Origin of the sequence: Nonomuraea angiospora, from assembly GCF_014873145.1 — a bacterium.
GTDB lineage: Bacteria > Actinomycetota > Actinomycetes > Streptosporangiales > Streptosporangiaceae > Nonomuraea > Nonomuraea angiospora.
Genome location: NZ_JADBEK010000001.1, coordinates 11,155,555 through 11,175,583 on the forward strand (window position 1 = coordinate 11,155,555; position 20,029 = coordinate 11,175,583).

Below are 20,029 nucleotides of genomic sequence, written 5' to 3' on the forward strand. Positions count from 1 at the left end.
CTCTCATGCCGACGGCAGTCGTCGCAGGCCCGCGTCGGGCCGGCTCATGGTCATGAGGACACGCGCCCACGCCCCGAGCAGGCGTGTGCGGCGTGGCCGGACGGCGCGGCCCAGGACGTCGTAGCGGGCGCCTCTCAGCGCGGCCAGCGTCGCGTGGCCGCCCGCGACGTAGCCCGCGACCGCCGTACGGGCGAAGCCGGACAACGTGGCGACGATCGCCTCCCCTTCGGTCAGCATCGTCCCGGCGCGTGCGGCCTGCACGGCCACCACCTCGCGCAGCCGCGGTGAGGTGGCCGCCGCCGCGAGGTCGCCGACCGGGCAGCCCGCCCGGCGCAGGTCCTCCTGCGGCAGGTAGACGCGGCCGCGCCGGTGGTCCTCGCCGACGTCCTGGCAGTGCTCGATGATCTGCAACGCCGAGCACACCTTGTCGGACAGCGCCAACCGGGGGCCGCTGACCTCGCCGAACACGTGCAGGACGAGATGGCCGACCGGGTTGGCCGACAGCTCGCAGTAGCCCAGGAGCCCGTCGAAGGTCTCGTAGCGGGTGACCGTCTGGTCGCGCCGGTTGGCCTCGATCAGGCGGCGGAACGGCTCGGCCGGGATCGAGCACTCCTGGACGGTACGGGCCAGCGCGCGGACCGGGCGGAGCAGTGGCGGGTGGCCGTCGTACAGCCGGGCGAGGTCGGCCTCGACCTCGTCCAGCAGTCTCAGGCGGTCGCCGGGGCGTTCCTCGTCGCCGATGTCGTCCACCGTGCGCGCGAAGCCGTACAGAGCCATGAGGTGGTCGCGGTGCCGGCGCGGCAGCAGCCGGGAGGCCACCGGGAAGTTCTCCCGGCGCGCCTTTTCCGCCGGCTCCCGCGAATGGCATCTCTCTGACCGCACGACAGGGAAATTATCCGGCGTCGGGGAACGCAAACATGACGGCATTCTGTTGTCCGGCTATTTGCTCGGAATTTACTCCCGGGGCCGGGCCTGGAAAACGCCGTTTGATTTCCTGGGAAAAGGGGGAGTGGCCGTTATGGAAAGGCGATGCCGTGCTCGCGCAGCGGGCCCACGCGCAGGCCCATGACCCGGCAGCGCTCCAGGAGCGCGGGCAGGGCGTCGAGCGCCGGTCGCCAGGAGCCGGGAACGGAGGCGTGGTCGGAGTCATGGAGCAGGACGGTCGCCCCGCCGCGCAGCCCGGCCGCCACGGTGGCCAGTACCGAGCCGGGCGTGGCCGCGGCCTCCCAGTCCCGGCCCCAGACGGTCCACAACACGGGGCGCAACCCGCGCAGGCGGGCGGCGAGCAGCGCCTCCAGGCTGAGCGCGCCGTAGGGCGGCCGGTACCACGTCGCGCGCCCGCCGACCGCCCGTACCAGGTCGGCGGTCCGGCCGATCTCGGCCGTCAGCCGTCCCGGCGGGGCGAGCAGGGGGTTGCCGTGCCGCCAGCCGTGCACGGCCAGTTCGTGACCCTCGGCCACGATGCGGCGGCCCAGCCACTCGTGGCGTTCGAGCAGCTCGCCGAGGACGAAGAAGGTCGCGTGACAGCCGAGCCGCCCCAGCTCGTCCAGGAAGTGGGGGGTCGAGCCGGGATGGGGCCCGTCGTCGAAGGTGAGCGCCACGTGGCCGGGGTCGCCGACGCCGGCGATGGAGGGCAGCCGCCGGCGGACCGGCGGCAGCCAGGTCACGGCGGGACCCGCGTGCAGCAGCGCCAGGCAGGCGAGCCCGAGCGGCAGCGCGGCGCGGCCGATCGGGGGACATGAGATGTCCAGGCTGGTCCTCATTCTCAGCGCGCCGATGGGCAGCGCCCATGACCGGGTCGCCGCCGAGCTGGCCGCCCGGCTCGCGGCCGAGAATGCCGATTCAGAGATCATCGATGTCCTCCAGCTGCTCCCATTCGGGCTGGGATCGGCGCTGCGCCGCGGATATCGCTGGATGATCCTGCGGGCCCCCTGGCTCTATGACGTCATCTACCAGGTCTTCTTCGTCGGCAAACGGGCCGCGGGCACCTCGCCGCTCACGGTGCTGGCCCTGCCCGCCCTGCGCCGGCTCGTCGCCGCCCGGTCGCCCGACGAGGTCGTCTCGACCTTCCACCTGGGGGCCCAGATCGCGGGGCTGCTGCGCGAGCGCGGCGGGCTGCCCTGCCCGAGCACGGTGCTGATCGTCGAGTTCACGGTGCACCGGCTGTGGCTGCACCCCGGCAACGACCGGTATCTGTGCCCGAATCCCGACATCGTCGGGGAGATCGCCGCTCGGAGCGGCCGTCCGGCGCTCTGCTGCGCTCCGGTCGTGCGCCCGGAGTTCGCGCGGGCGGTGGCCGATCCCGGGGGAGTGGCCGGCCGCGTCGGCGTGGACCCCGGCGACCGGCTCGTGCTGGTGTCGACCGGTTCGTGGGGCGTGGGGGACGTCGTCGAGACCGCGCGCACCCTGGCGGAATCGGGGCGGTACACGCCGCTCGTCCTGTGCGGGAACAACGCCGAGCTGCGGCGCCGCCTGCGGGCCGCCGGGCTGGGCCCGGCGCTGGGGTGGCGCGACGACGTGCCCGAGCTCATGGCGGCCACGTACGCCCTGGTCGACAACGGCTCCGGCCTGACCTGCCACGAGGCCTTCGCCGCCGGGCTGCCGGTCGTCATCCACCGGCCCATCGGCGGCCACGGCGTCGCCGGCGCGCGGGCGATGGCGGAGGCCGGGGTGAGCCTGCACACCGGCACCGCGTCCGAGCTGCTGGCGGCGCTGGACCTGCTCGAGGACCCGCGATCGTGCAAGCGCCAGGTGGACAGGGCGTACGCGCTGTCCTCCTCGATGCCGGTCCAGGCGGGCCTCGTCACCGCGCCGAGGGGGTCACGCTCCGACCCTAGATGAGCGGCGAACGGGCCAGCGCGATGACCCCGTAGACCAGGAGCCCGGCGCCCGCCGCCTCCATCACCAGCCACGGCCCGGCGCGGATCGGCTCGCCGTACATCAGCGCGCCGTACAGGATGCCCGCCAGGGGGTCGCTGATGGTCAACGCCGGCTGGGCGACGACGAGGGTGCCGCTGTGCAGGGCGTTCTGCAGGAGGAACAGGCTGCACAGGCCCGCGGCCAGCATCGCGTACAGGGGCCAGGACACCGGCAGCGCGCGAGGGTCGTCCGCCAGGATCATCGTGCACTTCTTGATGAGCGTGGCCGTGAAGGCGAAGCCGATGCCCGCGGCCACGCCCAGCATGGCGGCCCGCGGGGAACCCCTGGTCAGGGAGCCCACCGTCACCAGCGCGGCGATCGTGGCCGAGGTCGCGACGGCGGCGATGATCCATTCGGCCGTGTCCGGGGTCCACCGCCCCGGGCCGGGGACCGCCGCGGCGAGGAACATCCCGAGGCCGGCCGACAACGCGCCGATGGCCAGCCACGACCTCCTGTCCAGAACCGTGCCGAGCGCCCAGGAAATCATGATCATGGTGAACGGGAGCTCGATCACCAGGGCCGGCTGGACCAGGGCGATGCCTCCCTTCGACAGCGCCGCCGCCTGGAAGAGGAAGCCCCCGATCATCGCCACGATCCCCCACCGCCACAGCGGGTTGGCGATCAGCGCCCGGATCAGGCCGAACCGCAGTCCCAGCTCCTGCGGCAGCGGACGCGCCGCTCGCCGCTGCAGGACCGACGTGGCGGCGTTGCACAGCGCGGCGAGCACAGCCAGCAGCGCGGCAGCGATCAACTCCCACGCCTCGCGAGGGCACGCACCGCGACCATGGACTTCTCCCTCGTCGTCAGCGACATCCGGGAGGCCAGCGCCCGGGCGGGATCTGCGGCGATGCGGTCGAGCAGGCACCGGTAGATGCCGGCCATGGTCGCCGTGCAGGCGGCGCTGCGCGCGTCCAGCATGGGCAGCAGGCGCATCCCGGTGGCGAACCAGTCGCGGGCCCGGTCCGCCTCGAACCTGACGAGCGCGGCCAGCCGCTCCGGCGGGTCGCTGAAGCGGCCGTACGCGTCCACGTCGAGCGTGCAGCCGAACCGTTCGAGGTCCTGGGCGGGCAGGTAGACGCGCTTGGCCATGCGGTCCTCGCGCAGGTCGCGCAGGATGTTGGTGATCTGCAGGGCCACGCCGAGCGCGTCCGCGAGCGGCGTGGCCGCCTCCATGTCCTCCGCGTCCTCCGCGCCGAACACGCCCAGCGAGAGCCGCCCGATCGAGCCGGCCACGCACCGGCAGTAGCCGACCAGGTCGTCGAACGTCGCGTACGTGCTCCCGCGCACGTCGGCGGAGCAGCCGTCGACCAGGTCCCCGAACGCCGCGAGCGGGATCGGATAGCGGCGGGCGGCCTCGAACAGCGCCACCAGCACGAGGTCGTGCCGCGCGGGAGCGGTCCCGTCGAGCATCCCGCGGATCGCGGACAGGCGGGCCAGTCGCCGCCCGGCGGGCCCGTCGCCGTCGGCGATGTCGTCGATCCTGCGGGCCAGCGCGTAGACGGCGCTCAGCGCGCGCCGCTTGGGGGCGGGCAGCAACCGCAGGCCGAACGAGAAGTTACGGGCCTGACTGCGCATGATCTGCTCGCAGTGCCGGTACGCGTCGTCGACGCACACCGCCCCGGCCCCGTCATGAGCAGAGGCGCAATCATGCCGTCGCCACAGATTCGCGGCGCGGGCGAACATCATGGCCGCGACGGCCGTTCGCGTCGTTTCCCCCAAGACATGAGAGATGGCTGTCCGTTATGTCGCGGCGATAAACTCGGGCACCGTCCCGATGGCGCGCTGCCGGTAATTGCCGGACGAATTGTTTACGTCCCGATGAACTATTCCGCCGGCCCGGACAATGGCCCGGGAATTTCGCGGCGCGCGTTTGGCGCGGGCGTGCGGGGTAGGGCTGGACGGGGTGAGCACCATCGAGCGGGTCGCGGCGAGCGCCTACCGGATACCGACCGATCAGCCCGAGGGCGACGGCACCCTGGCCTGGCGGGCGACCACGCTGGTGGTCGTCACGGTGACGGCCGGCGACACGACCGGCACGGGCTGGACCTACGCCCCCGCAGCCACGGCGTCCCTCGTGAGCGAGCTGCTCAACGAGACGCTCACGGGGGCCGACGCGCTCGGCATCCCCGCCCTGTCGGCCGCCATGAACCGGCAGGTCCGCAATGCCGGCCGGCCCGGCGTCGCCGGATACGCGCTCTCCGCGGTGGACGTCGCGCTGTGGGATCTGAAGGCGCGGCTGCTCGGCGTCCCGCTCGTGCGCCTGTTCGGCGCGGCGCGCGAGGAGGTCCCGCTGTACGGCTCGGGCGGATTCACGACGTATGACGACGAAGCCACCACGGCCCAGCTCGCCGGCTGGGTGCACGGCCAGGGCATCGCCCGGGTGAAGATCAAGATCGGCGAGTCCTCCGGCACGTGCCCCGAGCGCGACCTGCACCGCGTGGCGCTGGCCCGCCGCGTCATCGGCGAGCGGGCCGAGCTGTACGTCGACGCCAACGGCGCTTACACGGCCAAGCAGGCCGTCCGGGTGGCCGAGCGGATGCGCGAGCACGAGGTGACCTGGTTCGAGGAGCCGGTCTCCTCCGACGACCTGGCCGGGCTGCGGCTGGTCCGCGAGCACAGCGCCGCCGACGTGACCGCCGGGGAGTACGGCTGCGACCCGCCCTACTTCACCCGCATGTGCCAGGCCCAGGCCGTGGACTGCCTCCAGGTCGACGCCACCCGCTGCGGCGGCTACACCGGCTGGTTCGCCGCCACCGCCGTCGCCGCCGGGCACCACCTGCAGGTCTCCGCCCACTGCGCGCCCAACCTGCACCTGCCGGCCGCGGCCGCCACCGTCAACCTGCGCCACATCGAGTGGTTCCACGACCACCAGCGCATCGAGTCCACCCTGTTCGACGGGGCCGCGGACCCCACCGGCGGCCGGGCGCGCCCGCAGACCGGCACCCCCGGCCACGGCCTGACCCTGCGCACCGGCACCGCACAGAGTTACCGCGTCGCCTGACGGGTCAGAAGGCCACGCCGCAGCGCAGGATGACGTTGGCGTACGGGTGCGCCTCGCCGGTGCGCACCACCAGCCTGCTGGCGGCGGACAGCTCCTTGAGCCGTTCGTGCGGCACGTACGCCAGCGCCGGCAGCCGCTCGCCGAGCAGCGCGTCGCAGCCGGGGTTGCCCGCCCGGACCTCCTCGGCCGCCGTGGCGCCCTCGACGACGATCTCGGCGAGGATGCCGTCGAGCACGTCGGCGAACGACGGGATGCCCGCCACGAACGCCAGGTCCACCACCTCCACCCCCGCCGGCAGTGGCATGCCGCTGTCGCAGATGAGCAGCTCGTCGGTGTGCCCGAGCCGCGCCAGTGCGCCCGCCAGGGCCGCGTTGATGACGCCGCCGCGCTTCACAGCTCCTCCACCTCCGCCAACGTCGGGTACGAATCCTGCGCCCCCGGCCTGCGCACGGCCGCCGCGCCCACCCGGGCGGCGAACGCCGCGGCCTCCGTGAGCGGCTCGCCCGCGGCCAGCCGCCAGGCCAGCGCCCCCGTGAACGCGTCGCCGGCCCCCGTGGTGTCCACGGCCGCCACGCGGGGACTGGGCACCGCCTGGACCACGCCGTCCTCGGCCACCACGGCCCCGTCGGCGCCCAGCGTGATGACGACCGAGCGGGGGCCGCGCGCCAGCAGCTCCCTGGCCTGCCGCTCCGGCTCGCCGGGCGCGCCGAGCAGCAGGGCCGCCTCGTGCTCGTTGACCACCAGCGGATCGCACAGCGCCAGCAGCTCGTCCGGCACCGCGACGGCCGGCGACAGGTTGAGCACCGCGCGCCGGGCCAGCCGGGCCGCGGCGAGCACCGCCGGCAGCGGGATCTCCAGCTGCAGGGACACGACCGGGGCCGAGCGCAGCAGCGGCGCCGCGTCCAGCACGTCGCCCTCGGTGAGCCGGGCGTTGGCGCCGGGGGCGACGATGATGCTGTTGTCGCCCCGCGGCCCGACGGCGATCATGGCGATGCCGCTGGCGGCCGCCGTGTCGCGCAGGTGGCCGAGGTCCACGCCGTCGCGTTCCAGCGACTCGCGCAGCAGCCGCCCGTGCCCGTCGGCGCCGACCCGGCCGAGCAGCGCCACCCGCGCGCCGAGCCGGGCGGCGGCCACGGCCTGGTTGGCGCCCTTGCCCCCGGGATGGACGGCCGGCTGCGAGCCGAGCACGGTCTCGCCGGGCGCGGGATGCCGTTCGACCTGGACGACCAGGTCGGCGTTGGCCGACCCTACGACCACGACGTCGTGTTCGCCCACGGAGCTCATGCCCCGGTGAACTCGGACAGGTTGTCCTTGGCGGCGACCTTCACCGGCACGTTGGCGGTGGCCTCCAGCTGCTCGCTCTTGACGGCCTTGACCGCGTTCTGGACGGACTGCCGGCCGAGCAGGGCCGGCTGCTGGGCGATGCTGGCCGCCAGCGTGCCGGCCTCGATCGCCTTCAGGCCGTCGGGGGTGCCGTCGAAGCCGACCACCTTGACGCCCTTGCCGGCCTTGGCGCCGAGCGCCTTGATCGCGCCGAGCGCCATCTCGTCGTTCTCGGCGAACACGCCGGTGACGCCGGGGTGCGACTGCAGCAGGTTCGTCATGACGTCCAGGCCCTTGGCGCGGTCGAAGTCGGCCGGCTGCTGGGCGACGACCTTGATGCCGGGGAACGCCTTGATGCCGTCGGCGAAGCCCTGGCCGCGGTCGCGCGAGGCGGAGGTGCCGGGCACGCCCTGGAGGACGACGACCTCGCCCTTCTCGCCGATCTCCTTGGCGAGCCGCTCCGCGGCCAGCTTGCCGCCGGCCACGTTGTCGGAGGCGACGGTCTGGGCGACCTTGCCCCCGTTGACGCCGCGGTCCACGGCGATCACGGGGATGTTGGAACGTTCCGCCACCTTGACCGCCGGCGCGGCGGCGTCGGAGTCGACCGGGTTGATGATGATCGCCTTCATGCTCTGGCTGGTGAAGTTCTGCACCTCGTTGACCTGCTGGGAGGCGTCGTTCTGGGCGTCGGTGACGGTCAGCGTGACGCCCAGCTTCTTGGCCTCGGCCTCGGCCCCGGCGCGCAGCTGCACGAAGTAGGGGTTGTTCAGGGTGGAGATCGACATGCCGATCTTGACGTCGCCGCCGGAGGCGGCCCCCGCCGAGCCTGCGGAGGACGTGCCGGACGAGCCGCAGGCGGTCAGGCCGAGGGTCAGTGCGGCGCCCGCCGCTACGAGGGCGTGGATGCGCATGGGGTGGTACCTCAATCTCTTTCTTACGGGGTTTGCGGTGATGTCAGCGGCCGCTTCGGCGGCGCAGGGTGTCGAGCAGGACGGCCAGGGCGATCACGACGCCGATCACGACCTGCTGCCAGAAGGCCGACACCGACAGCAGGTTCAGCCCGTTGCGCAGGACGGCCAGGATGAGCGCGCCGACCAGCGTGCCGAGCGCCCTGCCCTTGCCGCCCGACAGGCTCGCCCCGCCGATGACCACGGCGGCGATCGCGTCCAGCTCGTAGCCGGAGGCGGCCTGCGGCTGGGCCGAGGCCAGCCGGCTGGCCAGGACGACGCCGGCCACCGCGGCGAACGCGCCGGACAGCGCGTAGGTGACGAGCTTCTGCCTGCTGACGGCGATGCCGGACAGCCGGGCGGCCTCCTCGTTGCCGCCGATGGCGTACATCGCCCGGCCGGAGTAGGTGCGGTTGAGCACGACGGCGGCGACCACGCCCATGAGCGCCATCACCAGCACGGGCACCGGCAGGTAGCCGCCGACGGTGTCGCCCAGGTGGGAGACCGCCTCCGGCATCTCGATGGGGCTGCCCTGGGAGACCACCAGGGCCAGGCCGCGCGCCACGCCCAGCATGGCGAGCGTGGCGATGAACGGCGGCAGCTTGCCGTACGCGACGAGCGCGGCGTTGACCAGCCCGCAGCCGATGCCGACGGCGAGCGCGACGAGCGTGGCCAGCGGCCAGGGCAGCCCGCTGTCGGCGGCCGTCCAGGCCAGCGTGATCGCCGACAGGGCGGCCACGGCGCCGACGGACAGGTCGATCCCGCCGGTGATGATGACGAACGTCGAGCCGAACGCGAGGATCGCGGTGACCGCCGCCTGGACGCCCACGTTCAGCAGGTTCGTCACGGTCAGGAAGTCGCCGGACAGCAGCGACAGGGCCACGACGAGCACGACGAGCGCCGCGACCGAGCCGTTCTCGGCCAGCAGGGTCCTGGCCGTCGGCCGTACGGCCAGCACGTTAGTGGACACGAGCATCCTCCACCTCGGTGACGGCCAGCGCCATCACGGAGTCCTGGTTCGCGTCGGCGGCCTCCAGCTCGCCGACGAGCCTGCCTCTGGCCATGACGAGGATGCGGTCGCTCATCCCGAGGATCTCGGGCAGATCGCTGGAGATCATGAGGACCGCGTGGCCGGAGGCGGTGAGCGAATTGATCAACTGGTAGATCTCGACCTTGGCGCCGACGTCGATGCCGCGCGTCGGCTCGTCGAGAATGAGCACGCTGGCGTCGGCGAGCAGCCACTTGCCGATCACGATCTTCTGCTGGTTGCCGCCCGACAGGGTGCGCACCTCCTGGCCGAGGTGGCTCATCCGCACGCCGAGCTGGTCGGCCACCCGCGCGGCGGCCTGGCGCTGCCCGGCGCGGTCGACGAATCCGCCGTGGCTGGCGCCGCGCAGGGTGACCAGGCCCAGGTTCTCGGCGATGTCGGCGCCCAGGACGAGCCCCTGGCCCTTGCGGTCCTCGGGGACCAGGCCGAGCCCGGCCTCCATGGCGGCGCGCACGTCGCCGGGGGGCAGCCGCCGGCCGCGTACGAGCACCTCGCCCGAGTCGGGGGCGTCGGCGCCGAACACCGCCCGGGCCACCTCGGTGCGGCCCGCGCCGACCAGCCCGGCCAGGCCGACGACCTCGCCGGCCCGCACCTCGAAGGACACGCCGGAGAACGCGCCGGCCCGGCCCAGGTCGCGCACCTGCAGCAGCGGCTCGCCGGCCGCAGTGGCCTGGCGCGGGTATTGCTGGTCGATGGGCCGGCCCACCATGAGCCGGATCAGCTCCTCCTCGGGCGTGCCGGCCGGCACCTGGGCCACGGAGCGGCCGTCGCGCAGCACGGTCACCCGGTCGCCGATCTGGGCGATCTCCTCCAGGTGGTGGGTGATGAACACGACCGCGACGCCCCGCTCGCGCAGCTGCCCGACCAGGTCGAACAGGCGCCCCACCTCGCTGGTGGTGAGCACGGCGGTGGGCTCGTCCATGATGAGGACGCGGGCGTTCAGCGCGAGCGCCTTGGCGATCTCGACCATCTGCATCTGCGCGATGCCCAGGTCGGCGACGCGGGTGCGCGGGTCGACGCCGACGCCCACCAGGTCGAGCATGCCGCGGGCCTGCTCGTGCATGCGCCGCGTGTCCACGAACCCGAAGCGGCGGGGCGGCCGGCCCAGGGCGAGGTTCTCGCCCACGGTCAGCTGGGGGACCAGGTTGAACTCCTGGTAGATCGTGGCGATGCCGAGCCGCTGGGCGTCGGAGGCGTTGCGGATGGCGACCGGTTCGCCGTCGACGAGGATGCGGCCGCTGTCGGGCTGGTAGGCGCCGGACAGCATCTTGATGAGCGTGCTCTTGCCGGCGCCGTTCTCGCCGAGCAGGACGTGCACCTCGCCCGCGCGCAGGTCGAAGTCGACGCCGTCGAGCGCCACCACGCCGGGGAACCTCTTGCCGAGCCCCTCGACCCGCAGGATCTCGCGTGCCTGGCTCACGAGCGGCCCTCCTTCCTCGTGTCCGTCTCGCCGCAGGACTCGCGCGCCACGAGCCTGGCGGGCAGCACCACCGACTCGGCGGCCCGGCCGCTCAGCGCGTCGAGGATCACCCGGACCGCGCGCCGGCCCAGCTCGGCGGTGGGCTGTCCGATCGCGGTGATGCGGGGATGGACGTGGTTGAACCACGGCACGTCGTCGAACGAGGCCAGCGCGACGTCGCGGGGGATTTCCAGGCCGCGCTCGCTGATCGCGTCGAGCGCGCCGAGTGCCATGAGGTTGTCGCCCAGGAAGATCGCCTGCGGCGGTTCGGGCAGGTCGAGCAGTTCGGCGGTGATCCGCTGGCCGCTGCCGGCGCGGAAGTCCCCGACGCGTACGTACTCCTTCGGGACCTCCAGGCCGTGCTCGGCCGCCGCCCGCAGGAAGGCCTCGGTCCGCTCGCGCCCGGTGGACAGGGTGCTCGGCCCGGAGACGAACGCGATCCGCCGGTGCCCGAGGGCGCGCAGGTGGGCGACCAGCTCGGCGATGGCGGTGCTGCCGTCGGCCCGCACCGAGGGCACCTCCACGCCGCTCAGCGTGCGGTCGAGGAAGACCAGCGGCCGCTCTCCCCGGCTGACCTCCTCCACCAGGGGCGTCACCTCGGCGGTGGGGCAGATCAGCAGCCCGTCGACCCGCCGTTCGAGCAGGGTGCGCACGTAGTGGTCCTGCTGGTCGGCGCGCTCGTCGGCGTTGCCGATGATCACGGTGTAGCCGGCCTCGCGGGCCTCGTCCTCCACGGCCCGCGCCAGCTCGGCGAAGAACGGGTTGAGGATGTCGCCGATGATCAGCCCGAGCGTCCTGGTGGCCTCGGTGCGCAGCGACCGGGCGACGGCGTTGGGCCGGTAGTTGAGCGCGGCCATCGCGTCGTGGACCCGGTTGCGCGTCTCCTCGGTGACGGAGGGGTTGTCGTTCAGCACCCGGGAGACCGTCGCGACGGAGACGCCCGCCTGCGCGGCGACATCTTTGATACGAGCCACCTGACCTCCATGTAATCGGTTACATGAGGGTATGTAATCGGTTACATGATTGTGAATCGATAGGCTCTGTGATTCAGGTCACATTCTCGAAAGGTGCCAGATGCCGAGTTCCGCTCCCCATGACGTCCCCCGCCCGGAATACCCCCGCCCGCAGCTCGTCCGGGAGGACTGGCTCAACCTCAACGGACCGTGGCAGTTCGAGATCGACGCCGCGGACTCCGGCCTGGAGCGCGGCCTGCGCGAGCGCGAGCTCTCCGGGACGATCACCGTGCCCTTCGCGCCGGAGTCGGAGCTGTCCGGCCTCGGGCACACCGACTTCATGGAGGCGGTGTGGTACCGCCGCACCGTGACGATCCCGGCCGCCTGGGCGGGCCGCCGGACGCTGCTGCACTTCGGCGCCGTGGACCACGACGCCACGGTATGGGTCAACGGCGTCGAGGTGGCCCGCCACCGCGGCGGCTTCTCCCCGTTCACGGCCGACCTGTCGGCCGTGGCGCGCCCCGGTGAGGAGGCCACGATCGTGGTACGCGCCCGCGACTCCCGGCACGGCCTCCAGGCGCGCGGCAAGCAGTCCACCAGGTACCGGAACTTCGAGTGCCTCTACACCCGCACCACGGGGATCTGGCAGACGGTGTGGCTGGAGCCCGTCCCTGACGTACACCTGCGCCGCCCGCGCATCACCCCATGACGTGGCGGCCTCCTCCTTCGGCGTCGTCGTCCCGCTGTCCGGCAACCGCCCCGGCAGCGCGGTCCGCGTGACCGTCTCCGACGGTGACGGCGTCGTCGCCACCGAGACCGTCCGCGCCGACGTGGACCTCGCCCCCTCCGTACGCCTGCGGCTGCCCGCGGACCGGACCCGCCTGTGGGAGCCGGGCGACGGCTTCCTCTACGGCGTCAGGATCGAGCTGCTCGACGCCGCGGGCGCCGTCACGGACGCCGCCGGCAGCTACGCCGGGTTACGCTCGATCGCGATCGACGGCAAGCGCGTGCTCATCAACGGCCGCCCCGTCTTCCAGCGGCTCGTGCTCGACCAGGGCTACTACCCCGACGGCCTCATGACCGCCCCCACCGACGCCGCGCTCCTGCGGGACATCGAGCTGTCGCTGGCCGCGGGCTTCAACGGCGCGCGCCTGCACCAGAAGGTGTTCGAGGAGCGCTTCCTCTACCACGCCGACCGGCTGGGCTACCTGGTGTGGGGCGAGTTCGGCGACTGGGGCGCCTCCACCGGGCACGAGCAGCGGCCGACCGCCTCCTTCGTCACGCAGTGGCTGGAGGTCCTCGAACGGGACGTCTCCCACCCGTCGATCATCGGCTGGTGCCCGCTCAACGAGACCACCCAGGAGATCCACGACCACGTCACCCAGCTCGACGACGTCACGCGCGGGATGTTCCTGGCCACGAAACTCGCCGACCCCACCCGCCCGGTCATCGACGCCTCGGGCTACAGCCACCGCGTACGGGAGAGCGACATCTACGACTCGCACAACTACGAGCAGGAGCCCGTCGCGTTCGCCGAACAGCTGAGCGGACTGGGCAAGGACGAGCCGTTCGTCAACGGCGCGCCCGATCGGCCGATCTCCGTCCCCTACCGCGGGCAGCCGTACCTCGTCAGCGAGTACGGCGGCATCTGGTGGAACCCGGAGCTCGCCGGGACCGAGCAGGACGCGGACCGCGAGAGCTCATGGGGCTACGGGCAGCGGGTGCGGGACGAGGAGGAGTTCCACACCCGCTTCGCCGGCCTGACCGGGACGCTGCTGGACGACCCGGACATGTTCGGCTACTGCTACACGCAGCTGACCGACGTGTTCCAGGAGGAGAACGGCATCTACCGCTTCGACCGGACGGCCAAGCTCGACGTCGATCGCGTCCGCGCGGTCCAGTCCCGGCCGGCCGCCTCCGAACGGCGCCCATGACCTCGATGCCGGCGTCACGGTGAAGCGGCGGTGAGCCGGGCGTGCAGGCGGCGGGCCTGGCGGACCAGCCCCGACTCGCGGGTCCGTCCCGCCGGCTCGGCCACCGCCGCCGGCTCGCCCCGCGCGTCCGCCCACTCGGCGACCTCCGCCGCGAAGCCGAGCATCCGCGTGTGCGCGCTCGTCGCCTTCTCTCCGGGCCCGGGCAGGTAGGCGGGCAGCAGGCCGGTCATCACCCGCCAGACCTCCCGATGGGCGCCGCTCCCGGCCGCCTCCTGGAGCACGGCGAGTGCGACGGCCGGGGCCTCGTACCCGCCGCGCGCGTGACCCCGGCGTGGCGGCCAAGGCCATGATGACGACGAGCAACAGAGGGAGCGGCGGCGACCGGGGACGTTGATCGGCGCACCAGGCCTCCTTCACGGGTGATTTGATCACCTGGACATTAAGTGCTCACAAAGCGTCCGACAAGGGCCTGGACAGGGGTTCTGTACGGTGCTCAAATCGCATACGGAGCTGCATCTCCTATGCCTGGGAGAGGTGGAGTCCGCCCAGGTAGGAGGCGTGGAGAATGGTGCACAGAGAATTTTGCGAGGCGCTCCACCGGCTTTTGTCGCGGCTTTATGGCGGCCCTGTGGCGGTCGCCTGGATAATTTCCGCAACGTCATTCGCCGAGGCGTTCGCCGGCCCGGTTCCAGAGCCTTGTGAGGTGCCCCGGAGGGCGGGAGGGCGCGGGCCGCCTTTTGTGGGGTTCCCACAACGCAGCAGGTTCGCCATGAGCGATGCGGGCCATTGGTGTAGCGGGCGGCGATCGAGCAGGGTGTAGAAAGGTGCAGGCGGCGCTCCGGGACCCGGGCGTCGCCTTTGTGCGTGAGTAAGGGGAGGCTCAGCCGGTGTTCAGTCGTGTCGCCATCGTCAACCGTGGAGAGGCAGCGATGCGGCTCATCCACGCCGTCCGGGACCTCTGCGCGGAGACCGGGGCGCGGATCGAGACGGTGGCGCTCTACACCGACGCCGACCGCACCGCGACCTTCGTCCGCGAAGCGGACCTCGCCTATCCGCTGGGCCCCGCCTCCGCGCGCCCGTACCTCGACCACGCCGTCCTGGAGCGGGCGCTGGTGGAGAGCGGCGCCGACGCGGCGTGGGTCGGCTGGGGGTTCGTCGCCGAGGACCCGGCGTTCGCCGAGCTGTGCGAGAAGATCGGCGTCACCTTCGTCGGGCCGAGCGCGGAGGCGATGCGCAAGCTGGGCGACAAGATCGGCGCCAAGCTCATCGCCGAGGAGGTCGGCGTCCCCGTCGCGCCGTGGAGCCGCGGCGAGGTCGCCACCCTGGAGGACGCGCTGCGTGCCGGCGACGAGATCGGCTACCCGCTGATGCTCAAGGCGACCGCGGGCGGCGGCGGTCGCGGCATCCGCATGGTCGCCTCGAAGGAGGACCTGGCCGACGCCTACGAGCGCACCAGCCAGGAGGCGCTGCGCGCGTTCGGCTCCGGCGTGGTCTTCCTGGAGCGGCTGGTCACCGGCGCCCGCCACGTCGAGGTCCAGGTCATCGCCGACGGGCAGGGCACCGCGTGGGCGCTGGGCGTGCGGGACTGCTCGGTGCAGCGGCGCAACCAGAAGATCATCGAGGAGTCCGCCTCGCCCGTGCTGGGGGCCGAGCAGACGGCCGAGCTGAAGGCGTCGGCCGAGCGGCTCGCCGTGGCGGTCGGCTACTGCGGCGCCTGCACCGTCGAGTTCCTCTACCACCCCGGCGAGAAGCTGTTCGCCTTCCTCGAGGTCAACACCCGGCTGCAGGTCGAGCACCCGATCACCGAGATCACCACCGGCACCGACCTGGTCCGGCTGCAGCTGCACGTGGCCGGCGGCGGCAGGCTCGAAGGCCCCCAGCCGGGCGAGGCCGGCCACGCCGTCGAGGCCCGGCTCAACGCCGAGGACCCCGACCGCGACTTCGCGCCCGCCCCGGGCCGCATCGCCCGCCTGGTGCTGCCCACCGGCCCCGGCATCCGCGTCGACACCGGCGTCAGCGAGGGCGACACCATCCCGGCCGACTTCGACTCGATGATCGCGAAGATCATCGCCTACGGCCGCGACCGCGAGCAGGCGCTGGGCCGGCTGCGCCGCGCGATGGCCGACACCACGGTGATCATCGAGGGCGGCGCCACCAACAAGAGTTTCGTGCTCGACCTGCTCGACCAGCCCGAGGTGATCGACGCCAGCGCCGACACCGGCTGGATCGACCGCGTACGCGCCAAGGGCCGCCTGGTCAGCCACCGGCACTCCGCGATCGCCCTGGCCGCCGCCGCGATCGAGGCCTACCAGGACGAGGAGGAGGTCGGCCGCCGGAGGCTGCTGTCCACCGCGCACGGCGGCCGCCCGCAGGTCCAGCACGACTCGGGCCGCCCGCTGGACCTCAAGCTCCGCGGCGTCGGCTACCGGGTGAGCGTGGCCCGGGTCGGGCACCGGCGCTTCCGCGTCGGGATCTCCGGCGGCGGCGACGTGCACCCGGCGGACGTCGAGGTGGAGCGGTTCGACGAGCACAGCGGCCAGATCGTGGTCAACGGCCGCCGGTTCCGGGTGGTGTCGGCCACGCACGGGCCGATCCATCTGGTCGAGGTCGACGGCGTGACGCACCGCATCAGCCGCGACGAGGGCGGCGTCGTCCGCTCTCCCGCGCCGGCCCTGGTGGTCGCCACGCCGTTGTCGGTGGGCGACGAGGTCGAGCCGGGCGCGCCGATCCTGGTGCTGGAGAGCATGAAGATGGAGACGGTGCTGCGCGCGCCGTTCCGCGCCCGCGTCCGTGAGTGCCCCGTGTCGGTGGGCAGCCAGGTCGAGACCGGCGCGCCGCTGATACGCCTGGAGCCCCTCGCCGACGAGGGCCCCGAAGAGGAGGCCGCGGGCACCGTCGAGATCGACCTGCCCGCCGTGCCGTCGGACGGGTCCGCGGCCGACCGCGTCGAGCGCGGCCTGCAGGACCTGCGCGGCCTGCTGCTCGGCTTCGACGGCGACCCCGACGACCGCAAGCGGGTGCTGGCGGCCTACCTGGACGCCCGCGCCGAGCTGGGCAGGCAGCCGATCGAGGGCGAGCTCGACCTGCTCACCGTGTTCGCCGACCTGGCCGAGCTGAGCCGCAACAAGCCGGGCGGCGCGCTCGACGTCGAGCCGGGCAACCCCGTGCACAGCCCGCGCGAGTTCTTCCACAGCTACCTGCAGAGCCTCGACGTCGAGCGCGCCGGCGTCACCCAGAGCTTCCAGGCCAAGCTCACCAGGGTCCTGGCCCACTACGGCGTCCGCGACCTCGACCGCACGCCGGAGCTGGAGGCCGCGGTCTTCCGGATCTTCCTGGCCCAGCAGCAGATGAGCGCCGGCGTCGCGATCGTGTCGGAGCTGCTGCGCCAGTGGCTGGCCGGCGCGCCGCCGTTCGAGCCGCTCAGCGAGCGCGCCGGGCTCGGCCTGGAGCACCTGATCGAGGCCACGCAGGTGCGCTTCCCCACGGTGTCCGACCTGGCCCGCGGCGTGGTGTTCCGCTGGTTCGCCCAGCCGCTGCTGCGCCGCAACCGCGCAAAGGTCTACGCCGCCGTACGCGACGACCTGCGCTACCTGGACGCCGACCCCGGCGCGCCGGACCGCGCCGAGCGGATCCAGTCCATGGTGGCCAGCTCCGAGCCGCTGGTCCGGCTGATCGGCCAGCGGATCGGCCGGTCCGGGCTGGATCACGCGCCGCTGCTGGAGGTGCTGACCCGCCGCTACTACGGCAACCGGGGGCTGTCCGAGGTCACCGCGCGCGAGGTGGCGGGCTGCCCGTTCGTCAGCGCCGAGCGCACCGGCGCGGACGGCGTGACCCGCGTGGTCACCACCGCGGTCGACATCGCCACCCTGCCCGCCGCCATCGGCGCCCTCGGCACGTTCGCCACCGATCCTGCCACCGACGCCGCCACCGGCGCCGCCACCGATCCTGCCACCGGCGCCGCCACCGACGGCGTCACCGACAACGCGGCCAACGGGGGGCTGGTCGCCGACCTCTACGTCACCTGGGAGGACCAGCCGGACGACGACGCGATGGCGGCGCGCATCGGCCAGCTCCTCGCCGAGCACTCGCGGCCCGCGGGCGTCAGCCGGGTCACCACCACCGTCGTCGGCACCAGCGGCGCCGTGATGCACCACCACTTCACCTTCCGCCCCGACGGGCCCGGCTTCGCCGAGGACCGGCTGATCCGCGGCCTGCACCCGCAGATCGCCGAGCGCCTGCAGCTGCAGCGGCTGCGCGAGTTCGACCTCACCCGGCTGCCGTCCGCCGACGAGGAGATCTACCTGTTCAAGGCCGTGGCGCGGAGCAACCCGGCCGACGAGCGGCTCATCGCGATGGGCCAGGTCCGCGACCTGACGCCGCTGCGCGAGGCCGACGGCCGGCTCATCGCGCTGCCCGCCGTGGAGGACGCGCTCACCGCGGGCCTCGACGCGATCCGCAACATCCAGGCGCAGCGCCCCCAGAACAAGCGCTTCGACACCAACCGGATCATGATGTACGTCTGGCCGTCGACCGAGCTGTCCACCGACGAGCTCAACATGCTGGTCCAGCGCATCCTGCCGACCACCGCGGGCGCCGGGCTGGAGGAGGTCCAGTTCGTGGCCCGCCAGCGCAACGCCGCCGGCGAGCTGGCCGAGGTCGCCGTGCGGATCACGCTCGACCCGGGCCACGGCGCGAGCCTGGACGTCGGCAAGCCGTCGACGGAGCCGGTCCAGCCGCTGGACGACTACCGCCAGAAGGTGCTGCGCGCGGCCCGGCGCGGAAACGTCTACCCGTACGAGCTGACCGGCCTGCTCGCCGGGCCGGAGGGCCGCTTCGTCGAGCACGACCTCGACGACGACGGCGCGCTCGTGCCGGTCGACCGGCCCAAGGGGAAGAACTCCGCGGCGATCGTGGCGGGCGTCGTCACGACGCCGACCGAGCGGCACCCCGAAGGCGTCACCCGCGTGGTCCTGCTCGGCGACCCGACGAAGGCGCTGGGCGCGCTGTCGGAGCCCGAGTGCTCGCGCGTGATCGCCGCCCTCGACCTCGCCGAGCGGATGCGGGTCCCGCTGGAGTGGTACGCGCTCTCGGCGGGCGCGCGGATCTCGATGACCTCGGGCACCGAGAACATGGACTGGGTCGCGGCGGCGCTCAAGCGGATCGTCACGTTCACCCAGGACGGCGGCGAGATCAACATCGTGGTCGCCGGGATCACCGTCGGCGCCCAGCCGTACTGGAACGCCGAGGCGACGATGCTCATGCACACCAAGGGCATCCTGGTGATGACGCCGGACTCGGCGATGGTGCTCACCGGCAAGCAGTCACTCGACTTCTCCGGCGGCGTGTCGGCCGAGGACAACTTCGGCATCGGCGGTTACGACCGCGTCATGGGGCCCAACGGCCAGGCGCAATACTGGGCGCCCAACCTGCCGGCCGCCCGCGACGTGCTCATGGCGCACTACGACCACACCTACGTCGTGCCCGGCGAGACGGCGCCGCGGCGGGCCCACACCAACGATCCGGCCGACCGTGACATCACCGAGTTCCCGCACACGATCGAGGGCAGCGACTTCACCACCGTCGGTCAGATCTTCTCCGCCGAGCACAACCCCGACCGCAAGAAGCCGTTCGACATCCGCACGGTGATGCGCGCCGTGTCCGACCAGGACCACCCGGTGCTGGAGCGCTGGGCGGGCATGGCCGACGCGGAGACGTCCGCGGTGCAGGACGCGCACATCGGCGGCCGGCCGGTCTGCCTGATCGGCATCGAGTCGCGCTCGGTGCCGCGGCGCGGCTTCCCGCCCACCGACGGCCCCGACACCTACACCGCGGGCACGCTGTTCCCGCGCTCGTCGAAGAAGACCGCGCGGGCGATCAACTCCGCGTCCGGCAACCGGCCGCTGGTGGTGCTGGCCAACCTGTCCGGGTTCGACGGCTCGCCGGAGTCGATGCGCAAGCTCCAGCTGGAGTACGGCGCGGAGATCGGCCGGGCGATCGTCAACTTCGACGGGCCGATCGTGTTCTGCGTGATCTCGCGCTACCACGGCGGCGCGTTCGTGGTGTTCTCCAAGGCGCTCAACCCGAACATGACCGTGCTGGCGCTGGAAGGCTCGTTCGCCTCGGTGCTCGGCGGCGCCCCGGCCGCGGCCGTGGTGTTCTCCGGCGAGGTGAACAACCGCACCGCCACCGACCCGCGGGTGACCGAGCTGCAGACGCGGGTCTCGGCGGCCAGCGGCGCCGAGCGGGCGGTGCTCAACGCCCAGCTCGCCGAGGTGCAGGCCGCCGTCCGGGCGGAGAAGCTCGGCGAGGTCGCCGCGGAGTTCGACCGGGTGCACAGCATCCAGCGCGCGGTCGAGGTCGGCTCGGTCGACGCGATCATCAGCGCCGCCGAGCTGCGGCCGCGGATCATCGAGGCCATCGAGCGCGCGATGGCCTGACCCTCACC

General features: G+C 73.0%; 16 protein-coding genes. 5 read left to right on the forward strand and 11 right to left on the reverse strand.

The window, feature by feature from the left end; genetic code table 11:
* Positions 1-3 precede the first annotated feature (3 nt).
* Positions 4-882, reverse strand: coding sequence for a squalene synthase HpnC (gene hpnC / locus H4W80_RS51085; protein ID WP_318787453.1), 879 nt, complete (start codon positions 880-882; stop codon positions 4-6).
* A gap of 134 nt (positions 883-1,016) precedes the next feature.
* A complete protein-coding gene (locus H4W80_RS51090; protein ID WP_225964130.1) occupies positions 1,017-1,763 on the reverse strand; it encodes a polysaccharide deacetylase family protein in 747 nt (248 codons plus the stop codon).
* Between H4W80_RS51090 and H4W80_RS51095 the strand changes: the two genes are divergently transcribed.
* Entirely contained in the window at positions 1,744-2,841 is a 1,098-nt protein-coding gene (locus tag H4W80_RS51095) for an MGDG synthase family glycosyltransferase (RefSeq protein ID WP_192791681.1), read from the forward strand. The two genes, H4W80_RS51090 and H4W80_RS51095, sit on opposite strands and share 20 nt — an antisense overlap.
* Here H4W80_RS51095 and H4W80_RS51100 read toward each other — a convergent pair.
* Both H4W80_RS51100 and H4W80_RS51105 read right to left on the reverse strand, forming a co-directional pair.
* Positions 2,834-3,670: a DMT family transporter gene (locus tag H4W80_RS51100; protein WP_192791682.1), complete on the reverse strand. Its 837-nt coding sequence runs from the start codon at positions 3,668-3,670 to the stop codon at positions 2,834-2,836. The two genes, H4W80_RS51095 and H4W80_RS51100, sit on opposite strands and share 8 nt — an antisense overlap.
* Positions 3,667-4,533, reverse strand: coding sequence for a phytoene/squalene synthase family protein (locus tag H4W80_RS51105; RefSeq protein WP_318787454.1), 867 nt, complete (start codon positions 4,531-4,533; stop codon positions 3,667-3,669). The genes H4W80_RS51100 and H4W80_RS51105 overlap by 4 nt, the downstream gene beginning before the upstream one ends.
* Before the next feature lie 289 nt (positions 4,534-4,822).
* On the opposite strand from H4W80_RS51105, the gene H4W80_RS51110 reads away from it, so the two are divergent.
* Positions 4,823-5,920: an enolase C-terminal domain-like protein gene (locus tag H4W80_RS51110; RefSeq protein ID WP_318787455.1), complete on the forward strand. Its 1,098-nt coding sequence runs from the start codon at positions 4,823-4,825 to the stop codon at positions 5,918-5,920.
* A gap of 4 nt (positions 5,921-5,924) precedes the next feature.
* On the opposite strand, the gene rbsD is transcribed toward H4W80_RS51110, so the two are convergent.
* Genes rbsD through H4W80_RS51140 form a run of 6 tightly spaced genes read right to left on the reverse strand, consistent with a single transcriptional unit; the run spans position 5,925 to position 11,671 of the window.
* A complete protein-coding gene (rbsD, locus tag H4W80_RS51115; RefSeq protein WP_192791684.1) occupies positions 5,925-6,314 on the reverse strand; it encodes a D-ribose pyranase in 390 nt (129 codons plus the stop codon).
* The gene (locus H4W80_RS51120; protein WP_318787456.1) at positions 6,311-7,195 is read right to left on the reverse strand and encodes a ribokinase; all 885 of its coding nucleotides are present in this window, start codon (positions 7,193-7,195) and stop codon (positions 6,311-6,313) included. The genes rbsD and H4W80_RS51120 overlap by 4 nt, the downstream gene beginning before the upstream one ends.
* 5 nt (positions 7,196-7,200) lie before the next feature.
* Positions 7,201-8,154, reverse strand: a complete 954-nt coding sequence (locus H4W80_RS64845; protein ID WP_192791686.1) for a D-ribose ABC transporter substrate-binding protein — start codon at positions 8,152-8,154, stop codon at positions 7,201-7,203.
* Between the two features lie 43 nt (positions 8,155-8,197).
* Positions 8,198-9,166 carry an ABC transporter permease gene (locus H4W80_RS64850; RefSeq protein WP_192791687.1) on the reverse strand — a complete coding sequence of 323 codons (969 nt, stop codon included), beginning with the start codon at positions 9,164-9,166 and terminating at the stop codon, positions 8,198-8,200.
* Entirely contained in the window at positions 9,150-10,658 is a 1,509-nt protein-coding gene (locus H4W80_RS51135) for a sugar ABC transporter ATP-binding protein (protein ID WP_192791688.1), read from the reverse strand. The genes H4W80_RS64850 and H4W80_RS51135 overlap by 17 nt, the downstream gene beginning before the upstream one ends.
* Complete coding sequence (locus H4W80_RS51140) at positions 10,655-11,671, reverse strand: LacI family DNA-binding transcriptional regulator (RefSeq protein ID WP_192791689.1); 1,017 nt, start codon at positions 11,669-11,671, stop codon at positions 10,655-10,657. Before H4W80_RS51140 ends, H4W80_RS51135 begins: the two co-directional genes overlap by 4 nt.
* Before the next feature lie 100 nt (positions 11,672-11,771).
* Between H4W80_RS51140 and H4W80_RS61995 the strand changes: the two genes are divergently transcribed.
* Both H4W80_RS61995 and H4W80_RS51145 read left to right on the forward strand, forming a co-directional pair.
* On the forward strand, positions 11,772-12,359 hold the full coding sequence (locus H4W80_RS61995) for a sugar-binding domain-containing protein (RefSeq protein ID WP_225964131.1): 588 nt from the start codon (positions 11,772-11,774) through the stop codon (positions 12,357-12,359).
* Between the two features lies 1 nt (position 12,360).
* Entirely contained in the window at positions 12,361-13,584 is a 1,224-nt protein-coding gene (locus H4W80_RS51145) for a glycoside hydrolase family 2 protein (protein ID WP_225964132.1), read from the forward strand.
* Between the two features lie 14 nt (positions 13,585-13,598).
* Here H4W80_RS51145 and H4W80_RS51150 read toward each other — a convergent pair whose 3' ends face one another.
* Positions 13,599-13,865, reverse strand: coding sequence for a hypothetical protein (locus H4W80_RS51150; protein WP_192791690.1), 267 nt, complete (start codon positions 13,863-13,865; stop codon positions 13,599-13,601).
* A gap of 606 nt (positions 13,866-14,471) precedes the next feature.
* Between H4W80_RS51150 and H4W80_RS51155 the strand changes: the two genes are divergently transcribed.
* Positions 14,472-20,021, forward strand: coding sequence for an ATP-binding protein (locus tag H4W80_RS51155; protein ID WP_192791691.1), 5,550 nt, complete (start codon positions 14,472-14,474; stop codon positions 20,019-20,021).
* Positions 20,022-20,029: the final 8 nt, after the last annotated feature.

Excerpts from the sequence above, each read along its gene's own strand:
- H4W80_RS61995 (WP_225964131.1), top strand. The coding sequence starts at position 11,772 with ATGCCGAGTTCCGCTCCCCATGACGTCCCCCGCCCGGAATACCCCCGC.
- H4W80_RS51090 (WP_225964130.1), bottom strand. The coding sequence starts at position 1,763 with ATGAGGACCAGCCTGGACATCTCATGTCCCCCGATCGGCCGCGCCGCG.
- H4W80_RS64850 (WP_192791687.1), bottom strand. The coding sequence starts at position 9,166 with ATGCTCGTGTCCACTAACGTGCTGGCCGTACGGCCGACGGCCAGGACC.
- H4W80_RS51095 (WP_192791681.1), top strand. The coding sequence starts at position 1,744 with ATGTCCAGGCTGGTCCTCATTCTCAGCGCGCCGATGGGCAGCGCCCAT.
- H4W80_RS64845 (WP_192791686.1), bottom strand. The coding sequence starts at position 8,154 with ATGCGCATCCACGCCCTCGTAGCGGCGGGCGCCGCACTGACCCTCGGC.